20 protein-coding genes and 2 tRNA genes are annotated in these 23,367 nt (G+C 63.4%); 8 read left to right on the forward strand and 14 right to left on the reverse strand.

Annotated features, from left to right (window positions below; genetic code table 11):
- The first annotated feature begins 11 nt into the window (after positions 1 to 11).
- Positions 12 to 1,010 (forward strand): carboxylating nicotinate-nucleotide diphosphorylase, encoded by a 999-nt coding sequence (gene nadC / locus ABD088_RS04995; protein WP_343900504.1) that lies wholly within the window; start codon positions 12 to 14, stop codon positions 1,008 to 1,010.
- Positions 1,007 to 2,176 carry a cysteine desulfurase family protein gene (locus ABD088_RS05000; RefSeq protein ID WP_343900505.1) on the forward strand — a complete coding sequence of 390 codons (1,170 nt, stop codon included), beginning with the start codon at positions 1,007 to 1,009 and terminating at the stop codon, positions 2,174 to 2,176. Before nadC ends, ABD088_RS05000 begins: the two co-directional genes overlap by 4 nt.
- Positions 2,177 to 2,227: 51 nt before the next feature.
- Here ABD088_RS05000 and ABD088_RS05005 read toward each other — a convergent pair whose 3' ends face one another.
- On the reverse strand, positions 2,228 to 2,890 hold the full coding sequence (locus ABD088_RS05005; protein ID WP_343900506.1) for an Ltp family lipoprotein: 663 nt from the start codon (positions 2,888 to 2,890) through the stop codon (positions 2,228 to 2,230).
- A gap of 365 nt (positions 2,891 to 3,255) precedes the next feature.
- Here ABD088_RS05005 and ABD088_RS05010 point away from each other — a divergent pair, with 365 nt between their 5' ends.
- Both ABD088_RS05010 and ABD088_RS05015 read left to right on the forward strand, forming a co-directional pair.
- Positions 3,256 to 3,480: a hypothetical protein gene (locus tag ABD088_RS05010; RefSeq protein ID WP_343900507.1), complete on the forward strand. Its 225-nt coding sequence runs from the start codon at positions 3,256 to 3,258 to the stop codon at positions 3,478 to 3,480.
- A 34-nt stretch (positions 3,481 to 3,514) separates the two neighbouring features.
- The gene (locus ABD088_RS05015; RefSeq protein WP_343900509.1) at positions 3,515 to 4,681 is read left to right on the forward strand and encodes a sensor histidine kinase; all 1,167 of its coding nucleotides are present in this window, start codon (positions 3,515 to 3,517) and stop codon (positions 4,679 to 4,681) included.
- 43 nt (positions 4,682 to 4,724) lie between these two features.
- Here ABD088_RS05015 and ABD088_RS05020 read toward each other — a convergent pair whose 3' ends face one another.
- A complete protein-coding gene (locus ABD088_RS05020; RefSeq protein WP_343900510.1) occupies positions 4,725 to 5,438 on the reverse strand; it encodes a response regulator in 714 nt (237 codons plus the stop codon).
- A 188-nt stretch (positions 5,439 to 5,626) separates the two neighbouring features.
- On the opposite strand from ABD088_RS05020, the gene ABD088_RS05025 reads away from it, so the two are divergent.
- Together ABD088_RS05025 and ABD088_RS05030 are read left to right on the forward strand one after the other, a co-directional pair.
- Positions 5,627 to 5,983, forward strand: a complete 357-nt coding sequence (locus tag ABD088_RS05025) for an SPW repeat domain-containing protein (RefSeq protein ID WP_343900511.1) — start codon at positions 5,627 to 5,629, stop codon at positions 5,981 to 5,983.
- 217 nt (positions 5,984 to 6,200) lie between these two features.
- On the forward strand, positions 6,201 to 7,448 hold the full coding sequence (locus ABD088_RS05030; protein ID WP_343900513.1) for a hypothetical protein: 1,248 nt from the start codon (positions 6,201 to 6,203) through the stop codon (positions 7,446 to 7,448).
- A 350-nt stretch (positions 7,449 to 7,798) separates the two neighbouring features.
- On the opposite strand, the gene abc-f is transcribed toward ABD088_RS05030, so the two are convergent.
- Complete coding sequence (abc-f, locus tag ABD088_RS05035; RefSeq protein ID WP_343900515.1) at positions 7,799 to 9,445, reverse strand: ribosomal protection-like ABC-F family protein; 1,647 nt, start codon at positions 9,443 to 9,445, stop codon at positions 7,799 to 7,801.
- 147 nt (positions 9,446 to 9,592) lie between these two features.
- Between abc-f and ABD088_RS05040 the strand changes: the two genes are divergently transcribed.
- On the forward strand, positions 9,593 to 13,270 hold the full coding sequence (locus tag ABD088_RS05040; RefSeq protein ID WP_343900516.1) for an NACHT domain-containing protein: 3,678 nt from the start codon (positions 9,593 to 9,595) through the stop codon (positions 13,268 to 13,270).
- Positions 13,271 to 13,279: 9 nt separating this feature from the next.
- Here the strand turns inward: ABD088_RS05040 and ABD088_RS05045 are convergent, their stop codons facing one another.
- The 8 genes from ABD088_RS05045 to ABD088_RS05080 form a co-directional block, all read right to left on the reverse strand.
- Positions 13,280 to 13,516, reverse strand: coding sequence for a hypothetical protein (locus tag ABD088_RS05045; RefSeq protein WP_343900517.1), 237 nt, complete (start codon positions 13,514 to 13,516; stop codon positions 13,280 to 13,282).
- Positions 13,517 to 13,595: 79 nt separating this feature from the next.
- Entirely contained in the window at positions 13,596 to 14,051 is a 456-nt protein-coding gene (locus ABD088_RS05050; RefSeq protein ID WP_343900518.1) for a MarR family winged helix-turn-helix transcriptional regulator, read from the reverse strand.
- Complete coding sequence (locus ABD088_RS05055; RefSeq protein ID WP_343900519.1) at positions 14,044 to 15,189, reverse strand: LLM class flavin-dependent oxidoreductase; 1,146 nt, start codon at positions 15,187 to 15,189, stop codon at positions 14,044 to 14,046. Before ABD088_RS05055 ends, ABD088_RS05050 begins: the two co-directional genes overlap by 8 nt.
- 241 nt (positions 15,190 to 15,430) lie before the next feature.
- Positions 15,431 to 16,924, reverse strand: a complete 1,494-nt coding sequence (locus ABD088_RS05060; RefSeq protein ID WP_343900521.1) for a malate:quinone oxidoreductase — start codon at positions 16,922 to 16,924, stop codon at positions 15,431 to 15,433.
- A 78-nt stretch (positions 16,925 to 17,002) separates the two neighbouring features.
- The gene (locus ABD088_RS05065) at positions 17,003 to 18,865 is read right to left on the reverse strand and encodes an ABC transporter substrate-binding protein (RefSeq protein ID WP_343900522.1); all 1,863 of its coding nucleotides are present in this window, start codon (positions 18,863 to 18,865) and stop codon (positions 17,003 to 17,005) included.
- Between the two features lie 109 nt (positions 18,866 to 18,974).
- Positions 18,975 to 19,056 (reverse strand) — tRNA-Leu (locus ABD088_RS05070).
- Between the two features lie 78 nt (positions 19,057 to 19,134).
- Positions 19,135 to 19,620, reverse strand: a complete 486-nt coding sequence (gene bcp, locus ABD088_RS05075) for a thioredoxin-dependent thiol peroxidase (RefSeq protein WP_343900523.1) — start codon at positions 19,618 to 19,620, stop codon at positions 19,135 to 19,137.
- 67 nt (positions 19,621 to 19,687) lie between these two features.
- A tRNA-Lys gene (locus tag ABD088_RS05080) sits at positions 19,688 to 19,760 on the reverse strand.
- 173 nt (positions 19,761 to 19,933) lie between these two features.
- Here ABD088_RS05080 and ABD088_RS05085 point away from each other — a divergent pair.
- Positions 19,934 to 20,884, forward strand: a complete 951-nt coding sequence (locus ABD088_RS05085) for a 2-hydroxyacid dehydrogenase (RefSeq protein ID WP_343900524.1) — start codon at positions 19,934 to 19,936, stop codon at positions 20,882 to 20,884.
- 51 nt (positions 20,885 to 20,935) lie between these two features.
- Here the strand turns inward: ABD088_RS05085 and ABD088_RS05090 are convergent, their stop codons facing one another.
- The 3 genes from ABD088_RS05090 to ABD088_RS05100 form a co-directional block, all read right to left on the reverse strand.
- Positions 20,936 to 21,988, reverse strand: a complete 1,053-nt coding sequence (locus ABD088_RS05090) for a hypothetical protein (RefSeq protein ID WP_343900525.1) — start codon at positions 21,986 to 21,988, stop codon at positions 20,936 to 20,938.
- Between the two features lie 11 nt (positions 21,989 to 21,999).
- The gene (locus ABD088_RS05095; protein WP_343900527.1) at positions 22,000 to 22,665 is read right to left on the reverse strand and encodes a DUF6318 family protein; all 666 of its coding nucleotides are present in this window, start codon (positions 22,663 to 22,665) and stop codon (positions 22,000 to 22,002) included.
- 115 nt (positions 22,666 to 22,780) lie between these two features.
- Positions 22,781 to 23,275 (reverse strand): hypothetical protein, encoded by a 495-nt coding sequence (locus ABD088_RS05100; RefSeq protein ID WP_343900528.1) that lies wholly within the window; start codon positions 23,273 to 23,275, stop codon positions 22,781 to 22,783.
- Between the last annotated feature and the right edge of the window lie 92 nt (positions 23,276 to 23,367).

Here is a 23,367-nt window from a genome sequence, read left to right on the forward strand (position 1 = left end):
TGAGGACCGAGATGAGTACGCAGACCATAGGGACCCTTGACGGAGAGACACCTACCGGAGAGAGCTGGGCCCCGGCACGCGACGACGCCGTGGCGCTCGCCGTGGACCCGCTGCCCGTTCCATACCGGGTCATCCGCGACATCGTCGAGGCGGGCCTGGCGGAGGACAACCCCACCGGGGACCTCACGGGCAACGTGTTGCTGCCCGCCGACGCCACCGCCACCGCAGATGTGATCGCCCGTGAACCGGGAATCCTGGCGGGGCTTGGCGTCTTCGAGGCCGCCATGACCCTGACCGACCCGGCCGCCGCCGTGACCACCGCGCTCGCCGATGGCCAACGATTTGCCGCCGGGGACGTGCTCGCCACGGTCACCGGCCCGGCCCGTGCGGTGCTGGCCGGGGAACGCGTGGGACTGAACCTGCTCCAGCGGCTCTCCGGCATCGCCACGGCCACCCGCGCCTTCGTCGACGCCGCGGCTGGCACCGGCACCCGCATCGCCGACACCCGCAAGACCACTCCCGGGCTGCGCGCGCTGGAACGCTATGCCGTGCGCTGCGGCGGCGGGCACAACCACCGCGGCACGCTCTCCGAAGCCGTGATGGCCAAGGACAACCACCTGGCCCTGCTGGGGACCGGCGACGACCTGACCCGCGCCCTGCGTGCGGCCCGCGCCCGGCTCGGACACACCGTGCACTTCGAAGTCGAGATCGACTCACTCGACCAGCTCGACGCCGTGCTCGCCGCCGGGGTCGACACCATCATGCTGGACAACTTCTCCCTGGCCGACCTGGCCGAGGGCGTCCGCCGCATCGCGGGTGCCGCCCTGGTGGAGGCGTCGGGCAACGTCCGGCTGGACACCGTTGCCGACATTGCAGCCACCGGCGTGGACGTCATCTCCTCCGGGAGCCTGACCCACTCAGTCCGCGCCCTGGACTTGGGGCTCGACGTGCGCATCACCGATGGCCGGGCTCCCGTCGGTGGACGGTCCGGCACCGGGGACCCGCAATGATCTACCTCGATGCCGCAGCCACGACGCCGGTCAAGCAGGAGGTGCTGGATCTCATCTGGCCGCTGATGGCCAGGGACTTCGGCAACCCCTCCAGCCACCACGGCCCCGGCGAGACAGCGGCCCGCGCACTGGACTATGCCCGGACCGCCGCGGCGTCCACCCTGCGCGTGCGCACCGGTGACATCGTCTTCACCTCCGGCGGCACCGAAGCGAACAACCTGGCCATCATCGGCCTGGCCCTGGCCACCCCGCGCGGCAAGCACCTGGTCCGCTCCGCCGCCGAGCATTCATCGGTCCGCGAGGCCTGCGACTACCTCGCCCGCCACCACGGGTTCGCGGTCGACGTCGCCGGCGTGGACCGCGCCGGCCGGGTGGACCCCGCCGAGCTGGCAGCTCTGCTGCGCCCGGACACCACGCTGGTCTCCGTCATGGCCGTGAACAACGAAGTCGGCACCATCGAACCCGTGGCCGAGATCGCCGCGGCGGCGCGCACGGTCGGCGCGCTGATGCACACCGACGCGGTGCAGGCCGCCGGCTGGCTGGACGTGGCCGAGCTGGCCTCCCATGTCGACGCGCTGTCCGTCTCCGGACACAAACTCGGCGGTATGAAGGGCGCCGGACTGGCGATGATCCGGGGCCGGCTGCCGCTGGAACCGCTGCTGCACGGTGGCGGACAGGAACGCGGACGCCGTTCCGGCACCGAAAATGTTGCCGGCGCCGTCTCCACGGCCACCGCCCTGCGCCTGGCCGCGACCGGCACCGGGGAATTCGACGCCGCCCAGCGCCGGGCCGCCTATCTCATCGACACGGTCCTCACCGGGCTGGAGGGCCGCCGCGGGCAGGGCACGACGGCGGCGCTGCTCACCGGGGATCCGGTGCACCGGGTGCCGGGCATCGTCTCCTTCGTCTTCCCGGGCACGCACGGGGAGGCCATCCTGCTCGAACTCGAACGCCGGGGAATCGTGTGTTCCTCGGGGTCGGCCTGCGCCGCCGGGTCCACCGATCCCTCGCCGGTCCTGCTGGCCATGGGATACGAACCCGACGTCGCCCTGACGGCGCTCCGGCTGAGCTTCACCGCCGAGGCGACCGAGGTCCAGCTGACGACGGCGGCGCGCGCGGTGGTGGCCGCGGTCCAGGCCGTAGCCACGGAGGTCGGTTCGGCGTAGGTTGGCCCACCGTCGATGACCGGCCGATGTGGGGCGTATGGCTCGGCGGAGCTACAGGCCCGTCTTGCTCACCCCGTATTCGGCCTGCGATCGGCTGAAGCCCTCGAAAACCAGCTGGTTGATGAGGCCGGAACGGGAAAAGGCGGTGAAGTCCAAGTAGTTCGCGGCCGACTTGGCTGCCTGCTCTTTCCAATTGACCTTCACCCGGTCGACAGCCCACGTGGCGTCGGCGTTTGAGTACTTTTCGAAGACGAGTTGTTTGATCAGCCCGCTGCGCGAGAAAGCCGTGAATTCGAGGTAGCTGCCTGCAGCGCGGAGAGCGTTCTGCTGGCTGATGGTCCCGGCCTCGGCCTTGGCTTTCGCCGCCGCCTTGGCTTTCGCTGCGGCAGCTGCTTTGGCTTTGGCCTGGGCCGCGGCTTCTGCCTTGGCGGAGGCCTTGGCCGCTGCCTGGGACTGGGCCGCGGCCTCGGATTCGGCAGCGGCTTCTTCTGCAGCGGCTTGGGACGATGCGGCAGCTTCGTCGACGGCAGCTTGGCTGGCTGCCTTCGCCTCCGACGACCGATCCGCATCGGTTTTTTGGGCGGTGGAGGGGGCCGCCTTCGTTGCCGAAGCCGAAGGTAGTGAGGTTGCCGTTCCGCCTCCGCAGCCTGCCAGGCCCAGCGTCGTCGCTAGCGCGATGGCGATCACCAGTGAATTGTTCTTCTGGGAAATCATGGTCGTGATCCTTTGGCTCACAGGAACGCCCGACGGAACTGGCGGGCGAGGACTGCGGCGCCCGTCAGGGCGGTCCGCAGTTGCTACATGGGATATGTATATCCCGCCCTGGGGACAGTTTGACCCCGCATTCGGTAACGATCGTGTCAATCGTTCGATGATTCACGATCTGTTGGACGAGTGTCCGGGCCCGTTCCTTGACGGAGTAGTCCGTTCCCGCTGTGACTGCCGTTGCCACGGCGGTTGGCTGGGCGTAGCTTGAAGGGAGTAGCGGTCCTCGGTGGTGCCGGGGCATTGCCGCTGCGCAGCATGACGGGGCGAGCCGCGAGAACGACCCACACCCGCTCGAGTGATGGGAGTCGGACATGGCACGCACAAAATCCACCCAGGAGCACCACGATCACACCGGGGTCGCCTGGTTCTCCCTCGGCATCGCGATGGTTGCCGTCTATTTGTTCTTCATCCTCATGGGCACGCACCAGGATGTGGATACCCACTCGCCGATTTGGTTCGGCGTCCTCATCGGCGGCGTCATGATCATTTTCGGGCTCGTCGGCATGACCAAGCGCCGCCACCCCGGACACGTCTGACCGGTCGGCCCAGCTCGGGAAATGGACACCGACGATGGCTGAGGACAAGGCCCTCGGCCGATGGCTACGCGCCTGCGCCCGGGTCGGCAGCCTGTTGGGTGACGCGGAACCGGATGACGACGGGTACGATGCGATCGCCCGCGAGGCACTCGAGGCCGCCGACGCGGCGCTGGCCCTCGTCCTGGTTCCGGTGGGCGAAGACCACCACCGTGTGGTCGGGGCCGCTGGCGGGCTTGCCGCGGCCCTGCACGGTGACGTCTTCCCGACCCCCACGACCCGGGAGCCAGGATTCTTCGACACGTCCCGGGGAGCTCCCCGCGTGCAGGTCCTGACGGGTGCCCGGCTGGCCGCTGCCCTCGACACTGCCGAACCGGGGCAACCCTCCCATGTGGGACACGCGGAGACGATCCGTGCCGCGCAGCTGCTGGTGGCAGGACTGGGACACGAAGCGGGACATGCCTCCGGGAACCAACGCTTCCTGGTGCTGGCACGGTTCGCCGGGGCAGCCGGGTTCACCGCCATCGACCAGCAACTTGCCGGCCTGCTGGCGGCCCAGATCGAACAAGGCATCGGCAGGGCACATATCGGTGCCCTGCACGAACAGCTCGCGGTGTTCTCCGAACGGGACCGGATCGCCCGGGACCTGCACGACGTCGTCATCCAGCGGCTCTTTGCCGCGGGGCTGGGCATCCGTTCGCTGTCGCGCAAGATCACCGACCCCGCCGGCCGGGCGAGGGCCGAGGAGATCACCGGCGAGCTCGACGCCACCATTGTCGAGCTGCGGGACACCATCTACGCCTTGCGCCGCGGCGTGGGGGAGGACGAACAACTGGGCACCTCGATCCTGCGGGCCGTGCGGACCGCCAGCGAGCCGCTCACCTTTACCCCGAGGCTTCGGCTGGCCGGACCGCTGGAGCAAGTGCACGACGAGAACACGATCGCCCATCTGTTGGCCGTGCTGAGCGAATCGCTGAGCAACGCCGTCCGCCACGCCCAGGCCAGCCGCATCTCGATCACGGTCGCCGTGACCGACCACCAGCTCAGCCTGCGGGTGAAGGACAACGGGCACGGCATACCGCATCAGGTCCTGCGCAGCGGGCTGGCCAACATGGACCAGCGTGCCGCGGAACTGGGCGGCACCTGCCACGTGGACAGCAACCGCCGGGGCACCCGCGTGCAATGGAGCGTGCCGGTTCGGTGAGCCCTCCCCGGTGGCCGCGCATGCCCCGGGGTGCCCCGGAATCTCAGGTACCGCCGTCGTGCCCCGAAGCGGCGGGGCGCGAAATGTAGACGGCCGCCTGGGTACGGCGTTCGAAACCGAGCTTGGCCAGCACCGCGGAGACGTAGTTCTTCACGGTCTTCTCGGCCAGGTGCAGCCGCGTGCCGATCTGGCGGTTGCTCAGCCCCTCACCGATGAGTTCGAGCACCCGGCGCTCCTGCGTGGTGAGCGAGGAAATGCGTGGATCCGAGCGCGTGGGATTCGCCAGCCCGTGCAGGATCGCGGCCTTCAGCCCCGGGGTGAACAATGATTCCCCGCGGGCCGCCCGGCGCAGGGCCTCGAGCAGTTCGGAGCCCTTGATCTGCTTGAGCACGTAGCCCAGCGCCCCGGCGAGCACCGCCCCGCGGACGGCTGCCTCGTCGTCGTAGCTGGTCAGGATCAGGCAGTTCAGTGACGGGTCCACGGATCGCACGTCGCGGCAGACTTCGATCCCGGTGCCGTCGGGCAGGCGCGCGTCGAGCACCGAGACGTCGGGGCGCAGCGCGGGGATCCTGCGGCGGGCCTCCCCGGCGGTGCCCGAATCGCCGATCACGTCGAACCCCTCGCCCTCGAGCAGCTCGCGCAGGCCGCGCCGGACCAGCTCGTGGTCGTCCACGATGTAGACCGTGATCGGCGGATCCACGCCCGAGGCCTTTTGAGCGTCACGGGGCACTACCGCGGGGCTGGTGGGAGTGCTCATGCCCCCAGCATGGACCCGCCCGGCGGAGCGGACAAGGGTCCTTCGGCCCGGTGTGGACAGCGCCCAGCGGCGCACCCAACGGGACCTTCGGCCCTAGTGGCCCCGTGGCGGCGGGTGCACGCTGGAGGCAGGGCGGATCGCGGAGACACCGCGGACACCCCGCAGGACAAGACATAAGGAGAAGTGCCATGAAGAAATGGACTCGCTGGCAGGACTGGGTGGCCGTGGTCGCCGGTCTCTATGTCGCGCTCTCCACGAGCTGGACCGAGCCCGCGGGAGCATCGATGTCGCTGATGGTCATCGGGGGCATCCTGCTGATCGTCGTGGGGCTGGTCAACCTGTCGATGCCGGGCATACCGGTCGCGGAATGGGTGCAGGCCCTGATCGCCTTGCTGGTGGTCGCTGCCCCGTGGATGGGCGGCTACTACGACACCATGGGCGTGGCCTGGAGCAGCTGGATCCCGGGCATCGTCGCCCTGGTGGTCACCGCGCTGGCCATCAAGCCGAGCACCGTGGAGCACCACCATCACGCGGTAGCCCACTAACCGGTTCCCACCGGTACGACGCCGGGGCACGCCACCTGAAGCAGGCGGCTGGCCCCGGCGTCTCACTGTGTTGGTTGCCAACCGACGAACTTTTGGCGAAGGCTTCTTCTGAACGCCGACCGATCGACGGTTTTCTTGAGTCGTGGGCAACAATATGGGGAGACACTGGGAATCAGTTCCCCGGCAAAGCCGCGCCCACTCGAGCCAGGAGCAAACGATGGACAACGAGATTCAGCTGATCAGTGATGGGGAGGGCCTGGCTGTGATCGGCGAACCATCAGCAGTCGACCGCTTTCTCGCTGTAGAGGGTTTGCCGTCGAGGGATCTTGGCCTGCAGCGGCTCAATCACGTTTTCGGCGCCAGCGCGGGGATCGCGCAGGCGGGTTCGGAAATTGCCGCCAATTCGGGGCGTTGGGTGAAACTGACCGAAAAGTCCGCCCAGCAGATGAAGAAATACAACATGATGAAAGGTTCCAGCGGCGATGTCAGCCGTGCCATCGTGATGGATGACGGCAAGATCAAGGGGATCCTGGAATTTTCCAAGGGCGCGGGTTCGCTGGTATCCAATCCGGCGGTGCTGGCGGGCGCCGCGGGCATCATGGCACAGGTCGCGATGCAGCAGACCATGGACGAAATCACTGACTACCTGGCCGCGATCGACGAGAAGATTGACGATGTTCTGCGCGCGCAGAAAGACGCCGTCTTCGCCGATTTGATTGGAGTGGGCGAGATGATCGATGAAACCATGACCATCCGTGAACAGGTGGGCTGGGTTTCGGAAGTCACCTGGTCAAAGGTCCAGACCTCCTCGATGACCATCGCACGTACCCAGGGCTACGCATTGCGCCAGCTGGATGCGCTGGCAGAGAAGCTGGAAGGCAAGACAAAAATGGGGGAGATTGCCAAGGCGTCGCACGAGGCGGAGACCAAGGTCCAGGATTGGCTCGCCGTCTTGGCCCGTAGTTTCCAGTTGCAGGAGGCGATCACGATTCTTGAACTCGATCGGGTTCTGGAAGTTTCGCCGAACGATGTCCAACGACACCGGGAGGCGTTGCGGACGGCGCGACAAAACCGACTGGAACGCATCGCGCGAAGTACTGAACAGTTGATGGTCCGCATGGATGCAGCTGCCGGCACCGCGAATGCACGAGTGCTCCTTCACCCGACGATGTCTCGGGCGGTGGTGAACTCCAGCAACTTCGTGGCGACAGGCGTCGTTGAGTTCCACGAACATCTGGGTATTGAACGTGGCCGCGAGTCGCTGGACGCGAAACGTTGGACTGAGGCTGCTGTTGAAGTGCGCGATCGGGCATTGGAAACTGGAGCAGACGGGGTGGACGCGGCGCGGCAGATCGGGAGTGATGCTTTCAGTCGAGCCAAGTCGGCGACTGACAAATTGTCCAGCAAATTCACCGAGCGGGCACTTCGCCGTCGCGGCACTGAGGATCCGGCAGAAGACGAATAGGCCACCTTTGGCGTCTACTGAGTCCGACCATTGTTGGCTCGACATGCCAGCACAGCGTTCTTTCAACGGTTGCCGAGCGGCTGCTTTGGTGTCGGGGGATCGGCGCCTTCGGGGCAGGTTACTGAGGACATTTGCCGCCTGCGACTCGTCCAGGACTCAACGCTCATTTTTGGGGTGGTTCGGATAGGCCCGGCGGAGATAGTCCCTGACCACTTTGCCCGGTCGTGATTCGTCGTGATGGCCGAGTAAACGTGCGAGTTCCGCGGGGTCATCAGGTGCCATGAAGCAGTGTCTAGTGGGACGTGGCCGCCACCGTTGCCGGCACAGGATTCAGTGGGCGCCGAGCTGGGTTAGCGCACCACGTCGACGGCGATCCGCCCGGCGTCCACGCTCCAGCGTTGGTCCAGCCTGACGTTTTCCAGCAACCGCCGGTCGTGGGTGACCAGCAACAGGGCGCCCGTGTAGGACTCCAGCGCCTCCTCGAGCTGTTCGATCGCCGTCAGGTCCAGGTGGTTGGTCGGTTCGTCCAGGACCAGCAGGTTCACCCCACGGGCCTGCAGCAGTGCCAGCCCGGCACGCGTGCGTTCACCGGGTGAGAGGTCCCCGACCCGGCTCGCCGTCTGGTCGGCCTTCAACCCGAACTTCGCCAGCAACGTGCGCACCTCCCCGGAGGCCAGCTCGGGGACCACCGCCTCGAACGCGTCACCCAGCGGCATGTCCGCGGCCAGCTGCCCGCGGGCCTGGTCGATCTCCCCGACCGCCACGCTGGTGCCCATCGACGCGGTCCCTGCCTCGGGGGTGGCCCGGCCCAGCAACAGCCGCAGCAGGGTGGACTTGCCCGCGCCGTTGGGCCCGGTGATCCCGATCCGATCCCCGGCGTTGACCTGCACGGAGACCGGCCCCAGCGTGAAGGAGCCCTGCCGCAGTACGGCCTCGTTCAACGTCGCCACCACGGACGACGACCGCGGCGCCGAACCGATGGAGAACTGCAGCACCCACTCCTTGCGCGGCTCCTCCACCTCATCCAACCGGGCGATCCGCGACTCCATCTGGCGCACCTTCTGCGCCTGCTTCTCCGAGGACTCCGAACTGGCCTTGCGGCGGATCTTGTCGTTGTCCGGCGCCTTCTTCATCGCATTGCGCACCCCCTGCGAGGACCACTCACGTTGCGTGCGGGCGCGCGAGACCAGATCGGCCTTCTTGTCGGCGAACTCGTCATACGCCTCCCGGGCATGCCGCCGCGCGACATCGCGCTCGGCCAGATAGGCGTCGTACCCGCCGTCGTACACGGCCACCTTTTTCTGCGGCAGATCCAGCTCCACGATCCGCGTCACGCAGCGGGCCAGGAACTCGCGGTCATGGGACACCAACACGACGCCGGTGCGCAGCCCCCGCACGAAGGTCTCCAAACGCTCCAAACCCGCCAGATCCAGATCGTTCGTCGGCTCGTCGAGCAGCACCAGGTCGAACCGGCTCAGCAGCAGCGCCGCCAGGGCCACCCGCGCGGCCTGCCCACCGGAGAGGGCAGTCATCTCCGTCTCGGCATCCAGCTGAAGGCCCAGTTCGGCCAGCGTCGCGGGGATCTGGTCCTCCAGATCGGCAGCGCCGGAGGCCATCCAGTGCTCGAACGCATCGGCGTAGGCATCATCGGCCCCGGGCGCACCGGACCCCAGCGCCTCGGCGCTCGATTCCATCGCGGTCGTCGCCGCAGCGCAGCCGGTGCGCCGCGCGAGGTAGGCGTTGATCGTCTCGCCGGCGACGCGCTCATGTTCCTGCGGCAACCAGCCGATGAACGCGCCCTGCGGTGAGGCTGTGACCGTTCCACCCTGCGGGGTGTCTATCCCGGCCAGCAACTTCAGCAACGTGGATTTTCCGGCCCCGTTGATGCCGACCACGCCGACCACGTCGCCCGGGGCGACGGTGAAGCTCAGATGCGAAAACAGGGTGCGGTGGGCATGGCCTCCGGAGAGGTCCTTGGCCACGAGGTGGGCGCTCATCCTCCCATTCTAGGGAAGCAAACAGGTCCACCTCGGACACTGAAACCGACATAGTTGAGAGAATCAAAATATTGTCACCATGAACCCCCATGAATCGACGCGCTATGCGATCATCCTCTTATGGGATCTGACCTTACGCGGGTACTCATGAAGTCGGCCTCAAACTTCCTGGGACGGGCATTGGGCTATGAAGCCGTGTTTGGGACTGTCAATGACGCGATAGATATCTCAGGTGCATTCTCGTCAGCACCGAAAAGCTACCAGACATTCTTTTCAGCTAAATCACTTCAAGCAATGAGCAACTCCGTGAGGTCCTATTGGTGTGCAGAATATACCGATTTGACTACCAATGACCTGGACAATTCGTGTCGGCTCATAGCCAAAACGTTTGACGACTGCGTAACTGATGAAATGGCGCTGTCAGCCGTATTGAACCCTAATGAATTGGCCCGGACGTTAATTTCGACTGTCTCCTGGCAGGACGAAGTGCTAACTATGTCGGAGGTTGCGGAACAAGCGTCTGTAGCGCTTTTGCAGTTCAGCTGCTTTGAACTTGCCATGAACGTAGAAAAAGACCCTGCATTTGAAAAGTTGGTATCCAAACGCATCATGGGTCGGATTGATGAAATGGCAGAGGCCGCCGAACGGGCTGAAGCTCGAAATCATACAGCCGCAACTGGGTTGCGAAAGCAGATATATGAGTACACGCAATCTTACAACGCTGCTGCCGTTGAATTACTCAACCATTCCGAGTTGCAAGGTATCGACGTAGATTTTAGTCGCCGGTTCTACCCTCTAGGTCAGGTTTTCGTGCAGCCAATGCTGTGGGTTGCTTCGCCGGGCAAAGCGCCGAGGCAGCGAACTATCGAGGAATCGTTAGATTCCTGTGAATCCATGGTGATCGTCGGAAACGTTGGAGAAGGAAAAAGCACGCTGGCAAGATGGATCGCGATCCAGCAGGCTAAGACAAACCTAAAGTTTTCAGCGGTCTCCAGGATGCGGATTCCGTTCCTTCTGGAGCTGGAAAACAGACGGTCACTTCCGTCGTTAGAAGACCTAGGGGAAGCCCTGACCGAAGGAATACCTCGCACGAAGCCGCAGAACTGGGCAGCTGACATCATTGGTGCAGGAAGAGCTCTTATTATCGTCGATGGTCTTGATGACCTTGACGTTGCCAAACGTCGCACCTTGGTTCACTGGTTGAAGAACCTTGAGCATGGTTCCTCGTTGCCAGCTTCGAAGACGATTGTCATGACCCGGCCGGGTTCCGAGGAATTACTGAGTGGATACCAAGAAAATGTTCATCATTTGGTGGCAACTGATGACGTCGATTTTGTTGGTGGAGTCGTATCACGATGGTTTAGAACCGCTATTCCGACTGGTCACGTGCGTGGCTCCACCGCGCGAAAGTTTTTGGAACGAATAGAAGAGGACCCGGCGCTGCGCCGTTTGGCACAAAACCCCATGCTCTGTACGACGATGTGCGCTGCGATAGTCGAAATTGGTACCCCGAGTTCTGTGCAGACGGGGCAAGTTCTGGAGGCGATAGTAGCCATGCTATTACAGCGGCGGCATTTGGTTAGTGGCCTACCCCCAACTCTCATTCCAAAATATGCTCTCCAGGATCTCGTTGGGTTCCTTGCATTCAGCTTCTTCTCGTCGGGAGGAAGCACGAAAAGTCGGCGGGAAGTTCGAGACCTAGTGGGAGAGTTCTCCCTAAAGCCGGAGTATGGAATGCTTCGCGGCTTCTCGGAGGCGGAAATATTTGATTCCTTGGTGACAAGAAGCGGTCTCCTTGATATCGATGTATCTGGGAGGGCTTACTTCAAATCATCGACGCTATTCGCATACTTAGCTGGTCGCTTTTATTCGAGGCACGACTTGAAATCCGATTTGTTCGCTGCCACGGATAATCCAATCTGGCATGAGGTATTCCGTTGGTACTTGTTCGATCAATCGAACATGGCGCGACAGGAGAGCTTGACGGAGCTTTGGCACCACGTCGAATCTCGTGCTGGAAGTGGCTGGCAAAAGAAACGTCTTGCTGCAGCATTTCATAGCGCAAGCTATAAATATCTGGATCCGGGATTGCCGCTGGCCGAGAACGGGGCTGGAATATTGCGGGCTCTGATTGATCCGCTCGATGTGAACAACTACCCGCTAATCATCGAGACGGGTGAAGCAGCAGTCGAATTGCTCTATTCGGCTTTGTCTCGTGCGACAAAAAACGGGCAGCGAGCTGTGCTTGTTGAGCTGCTGGCAAGGATTTCCGGACCAGAGTCGTATCATGCTCTGAGAAGTCTTTCGCCCCTTGAATTGGCCAGCTACATGCCGGTGCTGGTTCCTGCCTGGCAGAAGCGAAATATCGAGCTTTACGGGGAGCGACTGTTCGCTCCTCGGGGGGTGCCATCCGCCACCAACTTCGGCCCCGTGTTAACACTTCGTTATCTACGCCAACTTGCGGTAATCGACGAGCTTGCGGAGTCTATGACAATCAACATTGACTTGAATCGAAAGAGATTTGATTGGTCACTCGTTCCGCGAACGACGAGACGGATTGCCTTGGCCACACTACGGGGCTTTTCAGGGCAAGATATTTCGGAATTTCTGAGTCGATTCCGCTCGATACAGAAGCTGAAGCTAGTTGATGCAAAAAACCTACACGATGTTCACATCGATGAGTCGACTGAAGTAAGACACCTCTGGATCTCAGCGGAAGGGAGCATTGCGACAGAAGTAAGTGACAGCTTCTTCAATACTTTTGAGCGCGTGCAGTCCCTTTCATTGGCTGGGAAAGTGAAATTGGAACTTGGTTCGTCGTTAGCATCACTTCCGCAGCTGCGCGCTCTTAGGCTATGGGATTTAGATGAAGAACCGGATGGATCATTTTGGACACGCGGCATAGAAGAGTTGCTGCTATTCGAATGGCCCGGGGACACGCTTTTGAATATAAGTCCGGTATCTTCATTGCGCTACTTGGAAATTTCGGATTCTCCGAATTTAGACGATGTCCGGGCCGCAAGACTACTTCCGGAACTGGAGAGACTTACTTTCGTAGACTGCCCGAATGTCGGTACCTCGGCTTCGTTAAACGACATCCTTGATGTACCAAGGATAAGCATTGACGGCGAGTGGATAAGCGATTTCGGTCCCCTGGCAGCAGCCGCAGACGCCGACCTGCGGGCGAGCGAAGCGGACATGGACTTTTGGGATGACGATGTAAGTGACACTGAGGTGCCACCTGCATCGCCATCAGAGATGCTGATCAGTGAGTACGGCCGTCAGACAAAAAGCCCCTTCGGAGAAGGGCTGGTCCTCGACCCGAATAGTTTCATAATCGAGGACGGTGATCAGTGGGAAACATTGCCGGACCGTGAAGCTATAGCGGACGAGGAGCGAACAGCTCCGCTTCGGCGTTTGACCACCGTTCGGCGAGCAATTTGGCTTCAGGCAAAGGCCCCCGAAACGAAGCACCTCATAAGTAATCCCGTCGAGTTTTTCGAGTTCTTCCAGATGGTTTCATTGTTGAGTGCAGCCTTCGGCGGTGGTGACGACGCGACGCGGGTAAGCCATGCGGCGGACGACGTGCTGAACACCATGCGAACCTTCGACGTGCTGGATGAAGGAGACCTGTCCATTGACCTCAACGAATTTTTCGAGGCCGTTGGAAAGGCCGCTCCTCGTCAGGCAAATGCGGTCCGCAGACTAGCCGAAGGCCTACACCAAGAAGTGGTCGCCAAATGGTTAGTTTCTCAGATGTGGGTTACCGCAAATGGTAGCCAGCAAGGGGAAACCCAACATAACAGTACGGTGCACAAAGAATGACTGGATTGGCTAGCTGCAATCCTTTCCAACTATCGAGAAGTTGCACCTATGTACATCCAGAGCAAAGGACGTCTTCGAAGTTCTTTTGGATCGTGGGGAATGCATTGCTAATGGCAGCATAGCGGTACAGATCGCCAGATTGACGCCGACCACATCGCCCGGGGCGACGGTGAAGCTCAGATCCGAAAACAGGGTGCGGTGGGCATGGCCTCCGGAGAGGTCCTTGGCCACGAGGTGGGCGCTCATCCTCCCATTCTAGGGAGGCAAACGGACCGCCCCGAACCGCCGGCGGGCGGAACGGGGCGGTCCGGGGGAGTGCGGGGCGTCAGCCCTGGGCCTGCACCGCACTCCCGAGCTTGCGGGTGAGCCGGGTGAGTTCGGCGAACTCCTCCGCGTCCAGCCCCGAGCCGATCAGCTCGTGGATGTGGCGGACGTGTTCGCGGCCGATCTCGCGCTGGATCGCACGGCCCTCATCGGTCAGCGTGAGCAGCACGGCGCGCTGGTCCAGCGGATCGCCGCACCGGCTGATGAAGCCCTTGGCCTCCAGCCGGTCCACCATGCGGCTCAGGCTCGGCTGGCTCAACAGCACGTTCTCGTTGAGGGCGCCGAGGCGGATCCCCTGGTTCGGGCACTTGCCCAGGGTCACCAGCACGTCGTACTCGCGCATGGTCAGTTTCTTGAACGCCGGGTGGCGTTGCAAGCGGCGCATGATCGTCACCTGGGCGTTGAACAAGGACTCCCAGGCCTGTGTCGTTTCGCGGAGCGAGGCCGGCTTAGGCATGGGACACCTCGGCGGCATCCAGCGGTACCGGGACCTCGTTGCGGGCCGTGGCCGGCTTGATGCCTGCCCGGCGGGCGGCGACCAGGTTGGCGTGGGTCGGCGGCTCGGGGTGGTCGGCCGGCTTGCGCTTGGCGTACTCGGCACGCAGTTCCGGCAGGACCAGCTCGCCGAACATGTCCAGCTGGTTCAGCACGGTCTTCAGCGGCAGCCCCGCATGGTCCACGAGGAACAGCTGGCGGTGGTAGTCGCCGAAGAACTCCTGGAACGAGAGCGTCTTCTCGATCACCTGCTGCGGGCTGCCGACGGTCAACGGGGTCTGGGAGGTGAAGTCCTCCATCGACGGCCCGTGTCCGTAGACCGGGGCGTTGTCGAAGTATGGGCGGAACTCGTTGACCGCGTCCTGGGAGTTCTTGGCCAGGTAGAACTGTCCGCCCAGGCCCACGTACGCCTGGTCGGCACGACCGTGGCCGTAGTGCTCGAAGCGCTGGCGATAGAGGTTGATCAGCTGCTGGTAGTGCTCCTTGGGCCAGAAGATGTTGTTGGCGAAGAATCCGTCACCGTAGTAGGCCGCGATCTCGGCGACCTGTGGGGTGCGGATGGAGCCGTGCCAGACGAAGGGGGCGACGTCGTCGAGCGGGCGCGGGGTGGACGTGAAATTCTGCAGCGGGGTGCGGTGCTTGCCCTGCCAGGTCACGGAGTCCTCGTCCCAAAGGCGGCGCAGCAGGTTGTAGTTCTCGACGGTCAACTCCACCGAGTCCTGCTGGTTCTTGCCGAACCACGGGTAGACCGGCGCGGTGTTGCCGCGGCCGAGCACCAGATCCGCGCGTCCGTCGGAGACATGCTGGAGCATCGCGAAGTCCTCGGCGATCTTCACCGGGTCGTTCGTGGTGATCAGCGTGGTCGCCGTCGAGAGCGTGATGTGCTCCGTCTGGGCGGCGATGTAGGCCAGCGTCGTGGTGGGGGATGACGAGAAGAAGGGCCGGTTGTGGTGCTCGCCGATGGCGAAGACGTCCATGCCGATCTCTTCGACCTTCTGGGCGATGGCGATTTCCGCCTTGATGCGCTCGTTCTCGCTGGGGGTGTGCCCGGTGGTGGGGTCGGTGGTGATGTCACTGACCGAAAAGACGCCGATTTCCATGCTGTGCTCCTTCGTTCTCTTGGCTCCCATTGTGCCAGAGATTATATGCATTTGCATATAAGAGCGTCGGTGTGGCGGCGATCATTCCCCGGAGGCCATGTGAAGTCACTCACGACGACGGCGTCGGCGGGCACTCGAGGTGAGCCCCGCCGTCGTACATGAAACAGGGATGGCCCCCGACCTGAGCGGTCGGGAGCCATCCCTGGGGTCCGCGGGGTGCCGCGAGGGGCCGCCAGCGGGGTTACTTCAGGCCGAGCGCCTGGTTGGTGGCCGCGGTGACCTCGGCCAGCAAGTCGGGGTTCTCGTTGAGCTTGGTGCCGAAGCTCGGGACGATCTCGGTCAGCTTGGCTTCCCAGCCGGCGAAGTTCTGCGGGAAGCAGCGGCGCAGGACCTCGATCATGATCGGTGCTGCCGTCGAGGCGCCCGGGGAGGCGCCGAGCAGCCCGGAGATGGAACCGTCGGCGCTGGTGATGACCTCGGTGCCGAACTGCAGGACGCCTCCGCGCTTCTTGTCCTTCTTGATGACCTGGACGCGCTGGCCGGCGGTGATGAGCTCGAAGTCGGCGCCGTCGGCGTTCGGGTAGTAGTCGCGCATGGCGGAGTTCTTGCCCTCGCGGGACTTCAGGACCTCGGTGACCAGGTACTTGACCAGGCCCAGGTTGTCCTTGGCGACGGCCAGCATCGGGATGAGGTTGTTGGGACGGACCGAAGCCACGAGGTCCAGGTAGGAACCGGACTTCAGGAACTTGGGGGAGAAGCCGCCGTACGGGCCGAACATCAGGGAGCGCTTGCCGTTGACGAAGCGCGTATCCAGGTGGGGGACCGACATGGGCGGGGCGCCCACCGACGCCTGGCCGTAGACCTTGGCGTGGTGGCGGGCGATGACGTCCTCGTTGGTGCTGCGCAGGAACTGGCCGGAGACGGGGAAGCCGCCGAAGCCCTTGGCCTCGGGGATGCCCGCAGCCTGCAGCAGGTGCAGGGCGCCGCCGCCGGCGCCGACGAAGACGAACTTGGCGTTGACGGTGCGCTGGTCGCCGGTGGCGTTGTTCTTCACCGACAGGGTCCAGCCGGTGCCGTTGCGGTCCAGGCCGGTGACCTTGTGGCCGAAGTTCAGGTCCACGCCGTCCTCGCCCAGGTTGTTGGTCAGCTGGCGGGTCAGGGAACCGAAGTCGACGTCCGTGCCGCCGACCACGCGGGAGGCTGCCACGCGCTGGCCGGGGTTGCGGCCCTCGGCGACGAGTGGCGCCCACTCGGCAATGGTGTCCAGGTCCTCGGTGTGCTCCATGGTCTCGAACAGCGGCTGGGTGCGGAGCGACTCGAAGCGGGTCTTGAGGTAGTCGGCGTGGTCATCGCCGATGACGAAGCTCATGTGGGGCAGCGGGTTGATGAACGAGCTGGGGTTCGTGATGCGCTTCTGGTTGACCAGGTGCGTGTAGAACTGGCGGGAAACCTGCCACTGCTCGTTGATGCCCACGGCCTTGGCGGGGTTGACCTTGCCGTCGGCGCCCAGGGGGGAGTAGTTCAGCTCGCAGAGGGCGGAGTGCCCGGTGCCCGCGTTGTTCCAGGGGTCGGAGGACTCGGTGCCTGCCTGGTCGAGGTTCTCGAACAGGGCAATGGACCAGCTGGGCTCCAGTTCCTTGATGAGCGTTCCCAGCGTTGCACTCATGACCCCACCGCCGATCAGTGCGACATCGACATTTGTTGAGGGGGTTTGGCTCGGCACAGGATTCTCCATCCGACGACTCTGGTGGCTTATGCCAAGGTTAGCGCGGTGGGTTCACCCCGATGAAATCAGCGGGGCCTTCCAGCGGGCTCAGGTGGTGAGCGTCACGCGATCGAAGGGTTCGTCCAGGGTCGGGCTGGTGGGGTAGCGCAGCACCGAATCGTCGGCGGCGACCGCGGAAATCGGGTACGCCAGCGGCAGCGCGGGGATGTCCTGGGTGAGCTGTTCGCCGATCTCCTGGTAGACAGCGGCCCGCGCGTCGCCATTGGGCATGGAGCGGGCGGTGACGATCTTGGCCCGCAATGCCGGCGCCTCGTAGGTGAACTCCGAGGACGTGGTGCCGAAGAGCGTCCCGATGAAGTTGTCGGGGTCCCGGTAGCCGCCGTTCCAACCCAGCAGGTGGAACCCGGGATCGCGTCCCTTCGTGACGCTCTCCAGGTAGCCGTCCTCCCAATCGATGGGATGCGGTTCGATGTTGAATCCGACGGCGGTGAGCTGGGCGCTGAGGGTCGCGTAGATCTGCTCGGGGAGCGGGAGATACGCGCGGGTGACGTTCAGCGGGTATGAGAAGGGGATCGATTCGCCGTCGTACGTCGATTCCTTCAGCAGTTCGGTCGCCTTGCTGGGGTCGTACCCGTAATAGGTGGGCCCGTTGGGCACGCCCAGGCTGGGCGGCACGAAGCTCTTGGCTTCCTTGGTTCCGGCGATGAAGTACGTGTCGATGAGCTTCTGCCGGTCAATGGCGTGGGCCATGGCCCGGCGGATCTTGTCCTGCTTGAGCAGTGGATTCGCCCGGTTCACCCCCAGATACAGCACGGAGAACGGATCGCGTTGCAGGACCTGCTGTCCCTCGCGGACCAGATCGCGCAGTTCCCCGACGGTGACCATGTCGTAGGCGGCGACCGTGCCCTGGCGCAGCGCCAACAGGCGGGAGAGGGGATCGCGCAGGACGTGGAAGCTGGCCTTGCCGATCTGGGTGCGGTGCCGCCAGTGCTTGGTGTTGGCCACCAGCTCCGAGGAGCTGCCATCGCCCGAGCGGTATTTGTAGGGGCCCGTGCCCACGGGATGCTTGCCGAACCGGGTGACGATCCGCCCGGCCTTGTCGTGGCTGGCCTCATCCGCTTTGAACTTGCGCAGGGCCGAGGGGGATGCGATGCCGAAACCTGGCAGCGTCAGCGCCTGGATCAGCGCGGTGATCGGCTTCGTGAGGGTCAGCACGAACGTATACGTGTCGGCTGCCCGGCAGGTCTGGTAGTAGCTGGCGCTGACGGTCTCGACCTTCTTGCCCGCATCGGGTGCGTCGGCCGTATCGGCCTTTTTGCCGGTGCTCGGCGCGTCCGATGCCGGAGCGTCGGATGCGGTGGCCGACTTCGTGTCCGGTGCCACGCTGCTGTCTTCGGCCGGCTGCACCTCATGGTGGTGGAAGACCGCCTCGAAGGCCCGGCCGGGTTGTCCGCCGAGGTCAGGCGGCAGATCGGCCCAGCGCTTGAAGTTGTACACCACGGCATGGGCGTTGAATTCCGTGCCGTCGTGGAAGGTCACGCCCTGGCGCAGGGTGAAGGTGTAGACCAGACCGTCATCGCTGGTCTTCCACTCGGTGGCCAGGCCGGGAGTGGGCGCTCCGGTATCCGGGTCCACTCCCACCAGCGATTCGAAGACCTGCCGGGTGATGCGGAACGACTCGTTGTCCGCGGCGAGTGCAGGGTCCAGGGTGGCCGGGGCGGCGGGGGTCCCGAAGCGGAATTCCAGGTCCTTGACGATGGTGGCCGACGGTGCCGCGCTGCTGGGAAGATCCTCGGGTGTCGTGGCCTTCGTGCAGCCCGCCAACCCGGCAACGGCCAGTGAACCGAGCCCCAGGACGGTCCGTCGCGACGGACGGGTGGTTCCCTCGAGGCCCGAAGGTCCCTGGGCCCGGCGGCCTACGGTGTCCTGGGGGACATCGGTGGACTCCACGCTGGTGTGCTCCTTGCCTGCGGGGCTCCCGCGGGATCTTGCGGGTCGGCCATGGTTTGTGCAACGTGCAGACCTGCTGCGTGCGTCGTCTGCTGGCCCCATCACATCGTGCGAGCGGGGGGACTTGAACCCCCACGTCCGAAGACACTGGAACCTAAATCCAGCGCGTCTACCAATTCCGCCACGCTCGCTAGCACCATCCGCGCACGGAAGGCCTCAACCAGTGTAGCGGAACGGGTTGCACGTTCCGTGGAACCGGTGGCGCGGAATTACGCGGCGTCAAGCCCCAGATCGCGGCGCAGCTTGGCGACGTGGCCGGTGGCACGCACGTTGTACTGGGCCAGTTCGACGGTCCCGTCCTCGCCGACCACGATCGTGGAGCGGATGAGCCCCTCGTAGGTGCGTCCATAGTTCTTCTTCTCGCCCCATGCCCCGTAGACGGCGGCGACCGAGTGGTCCTCGTCGGCCAGCAGCGGGAAGGTCAGTTCTTCCTTGTCGGTGAACTTGGCCAGTTTTGCCGGGGCGTCGGGGGACAAACCCAGCACCTGGTAGCCGGCGGCGGCCAAGGAGCCGAGCGAGTCGCGGAAATCGCACGCCTGCTTGGTGCAGCCCGGGGTCATCGCTGCGGGGTAGAAGTAGACGACCACTTTGCGGCCGGCGTAGTCGGAGAGCGAGACGCTGCTGCCATCGGCGGCCGTGAGCGTGAATGCGGGGGCGGTGTCGCCGACGGCGAGTCGCTGGGCAGTGGTGGTCATGGCTTCCTCCAGGTGTCCGGATATACAGAAGGAGGCCAGCCTTGCGGCCGGCCTCCTTCATCTGATGTGCACCCCCCGGGACTTGAACCCGGAACCTACTGATTAAGAGTCAGTTGCTCTGCCAATTGAGCTAGAGGTGCATTGTTGTTTCCATCCGATCCCTTGCGGGACCGTGCTTTGCAACGACATGAAACATTACCAGCACTTTTCCGACCGCGCAAAACAGGATCCGCGATTGCGGTTGACGTCACATTTCCAGCGGTTTCCGCGCCGGATTCGCCGAGGCGCCGGCAGGGAATCCTAAGCTGGGGGAATGGAGCCCATCACCGCATTCACCGTCCCTGACCAGTCACTTCTCGATGCCTGCTCGCCACTGCCCGACGGCGTGCGGTGCGGCATCTGGGATCTGGAGGGTGACCCGCAGGGAATCGGCCTCGACGAGATCCAGGCCGTGGTCCTGCCCTACGCGATGCACTCTCAGGATGTACTGCCCCGGGTGCGCCGTGCGTCGAACCTCCGGCTGGTCCACACCCAGTCAACGGGGTACGACGGCGTCCGCGAGCGGGTGGGCGATGACATCGCCATTGCCTCTGCCCACGGAGTGCACGCCGCCGCGACAGCCGAACTTGCCGTCGGGCTCGCCCTGGGCGCCCTGCGCGGCATGGGCCAGGCCGCGCAAAACCAACTGACCGGCACCTGGGACTCGAAGCGTTGGCCCGGTCTGGCCGACCGCCGGGTCGGCCTGCTCGGTGTGGGCGGCATCGGCGAGGAGATCCGTCGCCGGTTGGATCCGTTTGAGATCGACCTGGTGCGTATCGGCACCCGCGCCCGCACCGATGAGCATGGTGAGGTCCACGGCATGGACGAGCTGATGGACTTGGCGCCGGGGCTCGAAGTTGTCATCGCCATCGTGCCGCTCAACGATTCCACCCGCCACATCATCGGCCAGGAATTCCTGACTGCACTGCCCGATGGCGCAGTCGTCGTGAATGTGGCGCGCGGTCCCGTCGTCGACACCGACGCGCTGACGGCCGAAGTCGCATCCGGCAGGCTGTACTGCGCGTTGGACGTCACCGATCCGGAGCCGCTGCCAAGCGACCACCCGCTGTGGCGTCTGCCCAATGCGTTGATCACCCCGCACGTCGGCGGCAATACGGAGGCGTTCCCGCCCCGTATCGCGAAGCTCGTTCGTGAGCAGTTCGCCACGATGGCAGCGGGGGAGAAGCCGAAGAACCTGGTTCACGAGGGAGAGCGGCTTCTCTGAGGGAGCCGTTCACGTCTCCGGGGACGGCCTGCGGTGTGGGCAGACTGATTCCTACTTCGACGTGGACTTCTCCTTGAGGAACGGTGAATCGCAGGCAGGTCCGTCTGGGTTCTCCACACAGTTCCGGTCAACCAGCAGCTTCTTGGTCCGCCAAACGCTCATCGGCATCGGCTCGCTGGGTACATTCGCGGTACCCAGAACTGGTTGCCAAGGGGCGCCATCGACGGAGTACTCGCCTAGGTAAACGGTGCTGAGCCGGATTTGGTAGTCGCCTGTTTTCGAATAGACGTGGCTAGTGTCCGTGACTTGGTCAAACGTGTGGTTCGGCATGGGCTTCCCGGGGCTCACCGTACGCTTGCTCTGCCCATCGCCGTAGTTCCAGACATACGATGCAGGCGTCGCGCGAATTCTGACGGGCTCCTCATAGATGTCTACATCGAAAGTCTGCGGGTTCGGCACCGCATACATGTGCGCGTTGCCATTTCGAAGCGAAAACCCCTTCGGCTGGCTTAGGACCTTAGATGGCTGAATGGGAAAGCTCTGGAAATCTGCAGGAGATACCTCGATGACCTTTTGCATCTGTATGGCCCGAACGATGTCGGCAGGATTCCCGGTTGAGTTTTGGGGCAGTTCAGGTGATGGCTCGATGCTGCAGAACGCGTCCCGCGCGACTAGTTTGCCTGACAGCGTCCGTATGGTCCGGACTCGGAGCGGGTCATTGTTCGGGCAAGGGGGTTCATCGAATGTGAAGCAGTTTCCTTTGCCGTTGGTAGTAGCAACGCAAGTCGTGGAGTAGGAGACCTTATATTTTGAAACCAACTTTTTGATTTTTTGTTCTCGCCGATGTACTCCGGCTGCCTCTTTGTGCTTTGCCTCAAGGGCTTTCCTTTGTCCTTTCGTGCCATGCCGGGGCGGTTGCGCGTTTTTGGAAGCTGCAGCCCGAACAGCTTCGACTTTTCTAGCGTTGAGGCCGACATCTTGAGTTGCGCCGGCATCCTTTTTTTCGGATGGCAAAGCCAACGCCTGGGGTGAGGACCCGATTGAGAGCATTACAAGTATCGCGCCCGTCGAAGCAAATTTTGATAAATCGGAAAGTTTGAACATGGCATTCTCAGCTACGTGGTCGCAAGCTCGACTGAATTTACTTGCCACCCGTGGTTCCATTCCAAGTAGAACGAACCGACTACGGGGTCTGAAGTCTCGTGCAAGATCCGGTTGAGAACCTTGTCGGGGTCATACACGCGACTCTCGTCTTGGAGATACTTAAACGAGACCCATACTTCTTTGGTGCCTTCCTTTTGGGCGGAGCTAATACTGGGGTGGAATTTCCCGCCAGTGATCCAACCGCCATTCTTCGCATTTTCGATGGCGGGCTTAATGATGTCGTTTTGGCATAAGTCGCAATCGGATGACGATACTTTCCGGATTGGTGCGGATTCATTTGTGACGGAAGTGTATTCAATGAGCTCAAAGTAATATTCGGAAAACGCTCCGGCGCCTTTGAGCGTGTGCTTCTTGGCGGCCTCCGGCATTTTGGGCACGGGCCAATTCTTTGCGGGGCCCTTTGAACTGGCAGGAATCGGCGTCGGGGACGCGCTCTTCGATGTGGGGGCCGGGGAACTTCCACCGGCTACCGCAGACGATGATGCCGCAAGTGTTCCGGAGCCCGAAGAACTCGGCCCATCAGAACCGTTCGAGGGGGAGCACGCGCTTAAAGCCAGGGCGAGAACTCCGGCGATGGCGAGACCGGCACGGGTTCTGCGAGTGATCGTGACCGGCATGTTGCCTCCGGATTCGACGGTGAATAGTGGGCGTTCGAACACCCTAACCCGAAAATCAACTCGTTTGAATAGTTATCCACAAGCCGTGCTGTCGGAGGATTTCAAGCCCCAAACGCTATTCGGGAGCAGTCTCTTCTGTATCCCCGAAGCCGGAAACCAAGGTCAGGAATTCGTCGAAGAAGTCGGAGAAGTCCGCCGCGTCATCATGTTGGTTCAGGCGGACGCGCGTCTCAGGATGGCTGGTCGCCGACGGCGGTGCGTCGATAGTCGTCTCCGGGGCCACCTCGAACCTGAAGACCCGACCGGTGCTGGTTCCGACCTCGTGGCCTCCGGCGCGGTCCTCTGCCAAATGACTGAGATTGGTGAGGTTGATGGCGGTTGCCGGCTCGAGCGATGCCAACGTCCAGGCGTGCAGCGGGGCGACGATGATTTCCATCGGCTGGCGGCGATATCCCACGACGTACTTGCCACCTTCGCCGGCGCGACCCGTCGCATAGACCAGGTTGTAGCTGCCGAAATTGGGGATCTGGTGGTCGAAGGCGTGGTGTAGGTGGGCTTTTAGCGTGCCGTCTTCTTCGGGCATGCTGGCGCCGTTGTCTGCTATCCCCATGTTTTTCAGTCTAGGGGGAGGGCCCTGATAGTTCGGCACAAATGTTTCATCAGCAGGTCACGGGTTCGTTGCGGTTGGTGTGGAGTTCTAGA

It is taken from the genome of Arthrobacter rhombi, from assembly GCF_039526245.1.
In the GTDB taxonomy this organism is placed as follows: Bacteria; Actinomycetota; Actinomycetes; order Actinomycetales; family Micrococcaceae; genus Arthrobacter_H; species Arthrobacter_H rhombi.